9 protein-coding genes are annotated in these 8,821 nt (G+C 67.6%); 2 read left to right on the top strand and 7 right to left on the bottom strand.

The window, feature by feature from the left end:
• Window positions 1–32: 32 nt before the first annotated feature.
• Complete coding sequence (locus tag MF6396_RS10020; protein WP_043860184.1) at window positions 33–593, bottom strand: carboxymuconolactone decarboxylase family protein; 561 nt, start codon at window positions 591–593, stop codon at window positions 33–35.
• Window positions 594–699: 106 nt separating this feature from the next.
• Here MF6396_RS10020 and MF6396_RS10025 point away from each other — a divergent pair, with 106 nt between their 5' ends.
• Together MF6396_RS10025 and MF6396_RS10030 are read left to right on the top strand one after the other, a co-directional pair.
• Window positions 700–1,611 carry an AraC family transcriptional regulator gene (locus MF6396_RS10025; protein ID WP_043860183.1) on the top strand — a complete coding sequence of 304 codons (912 nt, stop codon included), beginning with the start codon at window positions 700–702 and terminating at the stop codon, window positions 1,609–1,611.
• A 127-nt stretch (window positions 1,612–1,738) separates the two neighbouring features.
• The gene (locus MF6396_RS10030; protein ID WP_078480218.1) at window positions 1,739–3,364 is read left to right on the top strand and encodes a methyl-accepting chemotaxis protein; all 1,626 of its coding nucleotides are present in this window, start codon (window positions 1,739–1,741) and stop codon (window positions 3,362–3,364) included.
• A 53-nt stretch (window positions 3,365–3,417) separates the two neighbouring features.
• Here MF6396_RS10030 and MF6396_RS10035 read toward each other — a convergent pair whose 3' ends face one another.
• The 6 genes from MF6396_RS10035 to MF6396_RS10060 form a co-directional block, all read right to left on the bottom strand.
• The gene (locus MF6396_RS10035; RefSeq protein WP_078480219.1) at window positions 3,418–4,386 is read right to left on the bottom strand and encodes a LysR family transcriptional regulator; all 969 of its coding nucleotides are present in this window, start codon (window positions 4,384–4,386) and stop codon (window positions 3,418–3,420) included.
• 54 nt (window positions 4,387–4,440) lie between these two features.
• The gene (locus tag MF6396_RS10040) at window positions 4,441–5,397 is read right to left on the bottom strand and encodes a peptidylprolyl isomerase (protein ID WP_058541152.1); all 957 of its coding nucleotides are present in this window, start codon (window positions 5,395–5,397) and stop codon (window positions 4,441–4,443) included.
• On the bottom strand, window positions 5,394–5,870 hold the full coding sequence (locus tag MF6396_RS10045) for a YbjN domain-containing protein (protein WP_043860180.1): 477 nt from the start codon (window positions 5,868–5,870) through the stop codon (window positions 5,394–5,396). The genes MF6396_RS10040 and MF6396_RS10045 overlap by 4 nt, the downstream gene beginning before the upstream one ends.
• Window positions 5,871–5,887: 17 nt before the next feature.
• Window positions 5,888–6,547 (bottom strand): DNA repair protein, encoded by a 660-nt coding sequence (locus MF6396_RS10050; RefSeq protein ID WP_078480220.1) that lies wholly within the window; start codon window positions 6,545–6,547, stop codon window positions 5,888–5,890.
• Window positions 6,548–6,571: 24 nt separating this feature from the next.
• Window positions 6,572–8,254 carry a putative porin gene (locus MF6396_RS10055; protein ID WP_054916077.1) on the bottom strand — a complete coding sequence of 561 codons (1,683 nt, stop codon included), beginning with the start codon at window positions 8,252–8,254 and terminating at the stop codon, window positions 6,572–6,574.
• 53 nt (window positions 8,255–8,307) lie between these two features.
• The coding region (locus MF6396_RS10060; RefSeq protein WP_078480226.1) for an energy transducer TonB family protein at window positions 8,308–8,821 on the bottom strand (514 nt) is incomplete at its 5' end.

An 8,821-nucleotide genomic window follows, 5' to 3' on the forward strand; every position in this document is an offset into this window, starting at 1 on the left:
AGGGCGCCAGCCACACACTGGCGCCACGGGGCTCACTGAGCGTCGGCCTGCCAGCGGTACTTGGCCAGCTCGTCATTGAGCGGCGTGCGCGCAAACACGTTGGCGAAATTGCACAGCGTGGCCAGGCTCACCCCCAGGATAACTTCCAGGGCATGGCCTTCGGTGTAACCGGCCTCGCGAAACTCAGCGTAGGTGGCATCGCTCACATTGCCACGGGTGGCAATCACTTCGCGGGCAAACTTCGCCAGGGTTTCGAGCCTGGGCGATGGTAACTCGCCGCGCGCACGCAGGGCCTGCACCACTTCTTCGGGCAGCTTGGCCTTGTTCAACGCCACCGCCGTATGGCCGGCCACGCAGAAGTCGCAGCCGTGCTGGGTGGCGGCAATCAGCTGCACCACTTCGCGCTCGGCCAGGCTCAGCTCGGCCTTGCCATTGAGCGCCGAAACCGTCACATAGGTTTCCAGCGCGGCCGGCGCGTTGGCCAGCACGCCCAGCAGGTTGGGAATGAAGCCGGAATTCTTCTGCGCGTTCTCCAGGAACGGGCGCGCGGCTTCCGGGGCGCTTTGCACGGTGTGTAGAGTGATGCGTGACATGGCGTGGTCTCCTGCATACTGAAGGTGTTCGCCAAGTCTGTTGGTTATAAGAAAACCGATCCATATTCTACAGTCGCGATTACTTGCTCCAGAGTGTTTCCATTAGATGATTTCTTCCAGCGTTTTGGTCGATTGGTTATTAGAGCGTCTGGAACTGGACGCCAGCCTGTTCCATGTGGGGCGCTACTGCGGTGGCTGGCACGCCAGCACCCAGGGCCTGGCCCGGGCCAGCTTTCACGTGGTGGTGCAGGGCCACTGCTGGCTGCACATCGACGGCCAGCCCGAGCCGCAGCGGCTGGAGGCCGGCGAGGCGGTGTTCCTGCTGCGCGACCTGCCCTATCGCCTGTCCGACAGCGCCGACAGCGACACCGCGCGCTGCCAGCCGCGCATCCCGATGCAGGCACTCGACAGCCAGGCGGCGGATGGCGTGGGGCTGGTGTGCGGGTTCTTTCACTTCCAGCCGGGGCTGTCGTCGCTGATGGCCGAGTCGCTGGCCGACTGGATCATCCTGCGCACCGGCGACCCGTCGCTGCAGGCGGCGCGGGCGCTGTTCGAGCTGATTCTGGAGGAATGCCAGCGCACCCCCGCACCCTCCTCCACCCTGCTGGAGCGCCTGAGCCAGTTGCTGTTCTTGTACGTGCTGCGCCAGCAGGTGAGCGACAACCAGGACCTTGGCGGCCTGGTCGCCCTGGCCCGTCACCCCGCGTTCGCCCCGCTGCTGGAGCAGTTGATCGAACACCCCGAACAGCCCTGGTCGCTGGAGAGCATGGCCGCCTGCACAGGGCTGTCGCGCTCGGCCTTCTTCAAGCGTTTCAACGAGCTGGCCGGCCAGTCGCCGGGCCAGGTGCTGCTGGCGCTGCGCATGCGTCACGCCTGCCAGTTGCTCAAGGCCAACAACACCGTCGAGCAGGTCTGCGCAGCGGTGGGCTACCAGTCCATCGCCGCCTTCACCCGGGCGTTCGGCAAGGCCATCGGCGTGCAGCCCGGCGCCTACCGCCGCCAGCACGAGGGCCGCTGAAACAAAGGCTGTGCGGTAATCGAACAGAACCCGTCGTCGCCCCCTAAAGTCATGCGCCACGCCTCCGATAGCAGCCTACCCACCGCACAGAGTGGGGGTATTTTTTACTGCCAGGAGTAATGCCCGCATGCTTGCCGACCTCAAGATCCGCACCGGAATGTTCTGGGTGCTGCTGCTGTTCAGCGCCACCCTGCTGTTTTCCACCGTCAGCGCCTGGCGGGCGGCGGTGGGCAGCGACGCGCAGATCAACGAGCTGGACCAGACCGCCCAGCAGTCCGACCGCCTCAATAACGCGCTGCTGATGGCGATTCGCGCCAGTGCCAACGTGTCGTCGGGCTTTATCGAGCAGCAAGGCGGCCACCTCGACAGTGCCAAGGCGCGCCTGGCCATGTCGCAAAAGCTGCTGGGCGACAGCCAGGCGCTGGTCGACGCCTTCGTCACCAACACCCATGAGCCGGCGCAAAAGGCCCTGGCCCAGGACCTGCAGCGCACCTTCGCCGACTACGCCAACGCCGTGGCCGGGCAGCGCGCCGCCACGCTCAAGGGCTCGCTGGACGACTACTTCACCGTCAACGTGGATGCCGGCAACGCCATGCGTGCCCTGCAGGCGCTGCGTCAGCAACTGGTGGCAGCCCTGGCCGAGCGCAGCCGGCAGATCATGGCCGAGTCCGACCAGCGCCTGGCCACGGCCCAGTGGCTGAGCGTGCTGCTGGGGCTGTTGACCCTGGTGCTGGCCGCCGTGTGCTGGGCCTTTATCGTCGCCCGTGTGCTGCGCCCGCTGCGCGAGGCCGGCGTGCATTTTCAGCGCATTGCCGGGGGCGACCTGAGCGTGCCGGTGACGGTACGCAGCCACAACGAGATCGGCCAGCTGTTCGCCGAACTGGAGCGCATGCAGCACAGCCAGCGCGATACCCTGGGGCAGATCACCGCCTGCGCCACGCAGCTGTCCAGCGCCGCCCAGGCCCTGGACAGCGTGACCGAGCAGAGCACCCAGAGCCTGCGCCAGCAGGACCAGGAGCTGGAACAGGCCGCCACGGCGGTTACCGAGATGACCACGGCGGTCGAGGAAGTGGCGCGCAATGCGGTGTCCACCTCCCAGGCGGCCAGTGCCTCCAATGCCTTGGCCGAACAGAGCCGCCAGCAGGTCGCCGACAACATCGACGGCACCCAGGCCATGGCTCGCGAAGTGGCGATCAGCGGCGAGCGCCTGCAACAGCTGGCGGTGCAGATTCGCGAGATAGGCACGGTGCTGGAGGTGATCCGTTCGGTGTCGGAGCAGACCAACCTGCTGGCGCTCAATGCCGCCATCGAGGCGGCGCGTGCCGGCGAGGCCGGGCGCGGGTTTGCGGTGGTGGCCGATGAGGTCAGGACCCTGGCCTACCGCACGCAGCAATCGACCCAGGAAATCGAGCAGATGATCAACAGCGTGCAACAGGGCACCCAGGCGGCGGTGGACTCGATGCAGGCCAGTACCGGCCGCGCGCAGTCCACGCTGGGCATCACTCAGGCGTCAGGCCAGGTGCTGGAGGGCATCTACACGGCCATCGGCCAGATCAACGAGCGCAACCTGGTGATTGCCAGCGCGGCAGAAGAGCAGGCCCAGGTGGCCCGCGAGGTGGATCGCAACCTGCTGAACATTCGTGAATTGTCGGGCCGCTCGGCGGCGGGCGCCGAGCAGACCCGCGTCGCCAGCCATGCGCTGTCGCAGCTGGCCACGCAACTGACCACGCTGGTCATGCGTTTTATCGTCTGAGGTGCGGCGCCGGTTCGCTGGCAAAGCCGGCGCCTACAGGGCACCGCGCCCCTTCAGAACCACTCCCGACGCTCCTCGAACGCGGCCCGGATCATGGTCACCAGCACCTGCACCAACGCCGCCTGCGCCGCACGCTCATGCACCGCCAGCCACACCGTGCGGCGCATCGGCGCCTCCAGCAACCCCGGCAATGCCAGCAGGCCACGGTCCAGCTGCGCCGCATAATGCGGCAGCAAGCCGATGCACGCGCTGCACTTGATCAACTGGCTGAACAGGTCGTAGCCCGGCACCCGCGTCACCCCCGCCTCGCGCTCGCTCAACAGGCGGTTCCACGGCGCCAGCGCCGCCACCTGGGCCTCGCCCTGCCACTGCACCAGCATGTAGTCGCGCAGGTCGTCCCGGCACACCGGCCGGTTGCTCTCGCGCGAATAGCGCTTGGCAATGTGCGGGTGATACTCCAGCTGCGCCAGGCGCGTCGGCGCCTCGCCGGCAAACCCCGGCAGCGGCACGCTGCCCGCCTCGTCATCGAGCCACAGCACCACATCGGCCTGCGCCAATCCCTGTGCATCCAGGCCGCTGACGTCCAGGCGGATCCCGGCGTTCTGGCGCACGAAGGCCACCAGGTTGCGCGCCAGAATGTCCTGCATGATCGGTTCGGCCACCGCCAGGCGCACCAGCACCGGCGCATCCAGCGCGGTCATGGCCTGTGGCTTGCTGCTCAGGCTCGACTGCAGCAACGCCTGCAACTGGCGCCCCTCGCGGCTGAGCACCAGGGCATGGCCGCGGTTGACGAACAATGGATACCCCACCCGCGCTTCCAGCTGCGCCAGCTTCTTGCGCAACAGGGTGGACTTGAGGTTGAGGCTGCGCGCAGCCTGCATGAAGCAGCCGCACCGCGCACTGGCCAGAAAACAGCTGAGCATCTGCTCGTCCTGCACCCAGCCCAGCCCGGCCCGCACCTTGGCCAGCGGCTCGGCCGGCGGATAATCGGGCACGTAGTGCGGCATATCGAACATCGGCATCCTCGCCTCCTGCCGGGCCCCGGCCAGGGCCCGCTCTTCCTTGATCGACGCCGCCTAGCGGCTGGCGTCCATGACCTGATTGAGCGCAGCGCCATCGATACTCAGCGTCGCGCTGTTGAACATGCCGTCCACGTAGGCCCGGGCCACCTGTTCCTGGCGCTGGGCGCGCAACAGGTCACGCAGGCTGTCGCGCACCTCGTCCAGGCTGGCCACACGCGGCGGCTGCACCTCGATGAGCTTGACGATGTGAAAGCCCGCCGCACTCTGCAACGGCTCGCTCACCGCCCCTTCCTTGAGCTGCGGCACCGCATCGCGCACCTGCGGCAGCAACTGGCTCAGCGGCTGCAGACCACTGTCGCCGCCACGCTGCGCGCTCTCGCGGTCCTGCGAGTTGGCCCTGGCCAGCGCGGCAAAGTCGGCATTGGCAGCCTGGGCCTGCTTGCTCAGGGCCAGCGCCTGCTTGCGCACGCGTGCCACCGACTGCTCGTCCGGCACCGCCAGGAAGATCTGGCTCAGGTGATAGCGCGTGGGCAGTTGCAGGCTGGCCTTGCCGTTCTCGTAGGCCGCCTGCAGTTCAGCCTCGCTGGGGTAGTCGGCCGGTACCTGGCTGACCGAGTTCAGGTAGTCGCGCAGCACGATCTGCTCCACCACCGCATGGGTCTGCGCCTGCACATCGGGACGCTCCGACCAGCCCTGGGCCTGGGCCTGCTGGTACAGCGCCTTTTCCGCCAGGCGCGAGCGAATCCAGCCCTCCAGGGCCTGGCGATTGCCGCTCAGTTCCTCGCGCGCCGGCGCCGGCAGCTTGGCGAACAGCGCCTTGAGCTCCTCGACGCTGACCTGCTGGTCGCCCAGGCGCGCCAGCGCCGGCCCCGCATCGCTCGCCACAGCGGCAACCGCCGGCGCTTTCGCGCTGGCTGCCACCGGGTCATCCCCCGTGCGCAGTGCCAACACCACTGCCACGCCCAGAACGGCCAGCGCGCCCGCGCCGGCCCACAGCGTACGTCGAGTCACGAAGCGCTCACCGCTTCAGCCCCGGCCACCGCCTCGTCCTGCACCTGGGCCACGTTGCGGCTGTAGTCGCGCAGGTACACGATGAACTCCTGCAGCAGGCGGTCCCACAGCACCAGGCTGCCCAGCAGGTGCTTGTGGCTGACGCCGTCGGCCACCATCACGTCCATCTCCATCACCAGGAACTCGCCCTGCACCGACAGCCGCGCGAAGCGGCGCGACACGTTCCAGCGTTCGGCCAGCCCGGCCGGCAGTTCACCCTGGATACGCAGGGCGCAGCTGTAGGTGAAGTCGAGGAACTCGCCCTCGCGCTCGGCACGGTTGCCAAAGCGCACCGCATAGCCCACGCCCTGGCTGGCACTGAGCAGTTGCACCACGGCATTCTGCTCGCTGCGATTGACTCGGCAACCTGCATCCTGCAACAGGGTGGTCAGAGAGTCGGCGCTGACGGTTTCGATCAGTTGGTTGTCGCTCATGGCTTCGCTTCCTTGTGTCAATTGACTTGCGGTTTGCTGCCGCCCTGCGCGGCATCGAACTGGGTCTGGTACAGCTGATCGCCGTAGGCCTGGGCAAGTTCCTCGAACTTCACCCGGGCGCCCCCGGCAAAGGGTTGGCGCATCTTCATCACATCCGCCACATCGATCTTTTCGTAGGCCGCAAGAATCCCCTTGGCGACCCCGTACATCTGCTGATTCTTTGCCGAACACGCCAGCACCTGCTGCTCGCGCTCGGCCAGGCTGGCGGCCAGGCGCGCACGCTCGGCTTCCTTGGCCTTGGCCATGCCCAGCAGCTCGTCGTAGGCCTGCTTGTACTTGCCCAGTTGCGCGTTGCTGCTGGCCACCAGCGCCTGCGCCTGGCCGTGCAGGGCCTGCTGCTGGCCCAGCAGCTGCTCGGCCTGGCCACGGGCCTGGGCCAGTTGCGCGATCAGTTGCTGCACCTGGGCCTGGGCCGCATCGCGTTGCTGCTCGGTGCTCTGGCGCGCCGCCGAAGCCTGCGCCTGTTCGCTCTGCAGCGCCTGCAACTGCTGGGTGGTACTGCGCAGCTGGGTGCGCAGGCGCTCTTCCATGCCTTCGGCCGCAGCCGCCCCCGCCCAGCTCACGCCCAACGCCACCAGCAGGTACGAACAACAGGCCCGATAGGCTCGCTTGTTCATGCTCTTTCTCCCTGTGCGCGCCTGCTAGAAGCGCGTGTTGACTTCAAGTTGTAGCACATCGATATCGAACGGCGCGCCGTAGACCGCCTCGGTACTCATCCAGCGCGCCGTGGCGTACACGTTCTGGTCCAGGCCGTAGTTGGCACCGAGGATGTAGCCCTTGGCGTTGGTGCCGCCCAGGTGGAACGAGGAATCGTTGAAGCCGTCGGGCAAGGCATCGGGCTGGATGTGCTTGTAGCCGGCGAACAGGTTCCAGTCGCCCTGCTTTTTCAGCTCCAGCGCGTTGCCCAGGGTGAACTGCACCATCCACGCATTGGCACCGCTCTTGATGTTGCCGTCGCTGTCGAGGTTGTTGGCCAACTGGCCGGCCGAACGCTTGCGCATCTCGCCTTCGTCGTAGGCCAGGTTGTGGATGTAGTTGGCCTGGCTGCGCAGCTTGAAGTCGTGCGGCAGCTCGGTGTCCCATACCGCGTTCAGGTCCAGCAGGTTGAACTCCGACGCCAGCCCCACGAACTGCGGCTGCGGGGTGGCGGCCGGGTTGGCCGGGTTGGGCGTGATGTCGCGCAGCAGGAACAGCGTGTTGCCCTTCTGCATGAAGGTCGGGCGGCTGCCGTCACTGTCGCAGCCGGGGTCGCCGTTCCACGGCTCGCATGCCCCGGAGCGCTCGCCGGCAATGTCGTCGAAGCGGTAGTAGGCCAGCGCGCCCTTGAGCCGGTTGCTGTCGTTGATCTGCCAGTTGGCGCCCAGCTGCGCGCCGTACAGCCACTTGTTGTCGCTGCTCTCCTTGTCCAGCCCGTTGCTGCTGGCGGTGTCGGCGCTGTACTCCACCGGGAACGCGCCGAGGGTCCCGAACAGGCTCAGGCTGTCGCTCAGCGGCTGGTTGAACAGGGCCGCCACGCCGTCGAAGTTGAGGTCGTTGGAATACAGCATGTCGGTGGACATGAACGGGTTGGCGATACGCCCGCCGGTCAGGGTCACGCGCTCGCTCGCCACCCAGCTCAGGTAGCCCTGGTCGAGCCACAGGTCCTTCTTGCCGAAGCCGCCGCCCAGGGTCTGGGTGGTGGACACCGGGCCGTTGTCGCTGCCGGTGCCGATGCGGATACCCGCCGTCCAGCTCGGCGACAGCACCGCCTTCAGGCCCAGGCGCGCGCGCAGGCGCAGCAGGTTCTCGCGGTCTTCGCGGGTATTGAGCAGCGGCGGCAGGTTGCGCCCGTTGTTGGGGTTGACGTCGTAGGGGCCGTCGGCGTTGAGCTTGGCGAAATCGATGATCTGGTTGCTGTTGTTGCCCGAGAAGTAGCGCGACTCGTCGCGCAGGCGCACGTCGCCATCGAAGCTGATGCGCGAGGCCCAGTCGGGGAAGGTGTTGGGCGCGGCCCAGTTCTCCTGCCTGGCCTGGGCCATCACCTCGGCCTTGACCTCGTCGCGGATCTGGTCGCGTACGATGGCCGGCACATACTGCACGCGCACCTCGCCATTGGCCGCCGGCACCGCCGCCACGCTGGCGCGGGCCTGCACAGCCTCGCTTTCGGCCTGGTCGATCAGGGCCTGGGCCTGGTCCTGCTTGAGCACACCCTGCTGCACCAGCAGGCGGATCAGGTTGATCGTCGCGTTCTGCGACGGCGCCGGGGTCTGCGCCACGGCCGGACCGACCGCCGCGGCGACCACCAGGCCGACTGCCAGGGTCAATCGGTTCACTGAGCACATCATGGATTTACCGCTCCTGTTGGTAAGTCGTGCGTCGTAGGGATCGGGCGCCGGGTTCATCCGCGGCGCCCCTGCAAGGCGATGCGCACCGGCAGGGTCAGGCTCGCCGGCGGGCGCTGGGTCATGGCCGGGGCGGCGCGCAATGCGGCCAGCACCTGGGCGTCCACCGCGGCATCGCCGCTGGAGCGCACTAGCTCGACGCGGGTCACCTCGCCGGTTTCGCTGAGCCAAACATCGCCCTGCAGGTTGAAGGTCAGGTTGCGCAGCTCGGGGTTGTCGCGCAGCAGGCGCTGGAAGGCATACGCCAGGAACTGGCCGTAGCTGCCGCTGCCCAGCCCGCCACCGCCGCCGGCCATGCCGCCGCCCTTGCCGGCACCGATGTTGAAAGCGTCCCCGCCCGCCTGTGCATCGCCGTCGATCTGCATCGGGTTTGCCATGTCATCGGCCGGGCTCGGCGGCGCCTCCTCGGCCGGCTTGACCTCCTCGGCCTCGGGCACCGGCTGCGGCTCGACAATCTTCTCTTCCACGGGCGGCTCCGGTTCCTTGGGGGGCTCGGGGGGCGGCGGCGGT

The sequence above is a fragment of the Pseudomonas sp. MF6396 genome (assembly GCF_002018915.1).
GTDB classification, from domain to species: domain Bacteria; phylum Pseudomonadota; class Gammaproteobacteria; order Pseudomonadales; family Pseudomonadaceae; genus Aquipseudomonas; species Aquipseudomonas palmensis.

Bases quoted from the DNA above. Each gene is read 5' to 3' on its own strand.
- MF6396_RS10020 (WP_043860184.1), bottom strand. From the start codon at position 593: ATGTCACGCATCACTCTACACACCGTGCAAAGCGCCCCGGAAGCCGCG.
- MF6396_RS10025 (WP_043860183.1), top strand. From the start codon at position 700: ATGATTTCTTCCAGCGTTTTGGTCGATTGGTTATTAGAGCGTCTGGAA.
- MF6396_RS10030 (WP_078480218.1), top strand. From the start codon at position 1,739: ATGCTTGCCGACCTCAAGATCCGCACCGGAATGTTCTGGGTGCTGCTG.
- MF6396_RS10035 (WP_078480219.1), bottom strand. From the start codon at position 4,386: ATGCCGATGTTCGATATGCCGCACTACGTGCCCGATTATCCGCCGGCC.
- MF6396_RS10045 (WP_043860180.1), bottom strand. From the start codon at position 5,870: ATGAGCGACAACCAACTGATCGAAACCGTCAGCGCCGACTCTCTGACC.
- MF6396_RS10050 (WP_078480220.1), bottom strand. From the start codon at position 6,547: ATGAACAAGCGAGCCTATCGGGCCTGTTGTTCGTACCTGCTGGTGGCG.
- MF6396_RS10055 (WP_054916077.1), bottom strand. From the start codon at position 8,254: ATGATGTGCTCAGTGAACCGATTGACCCTGGCAGTCGGCCTGGTGGTC.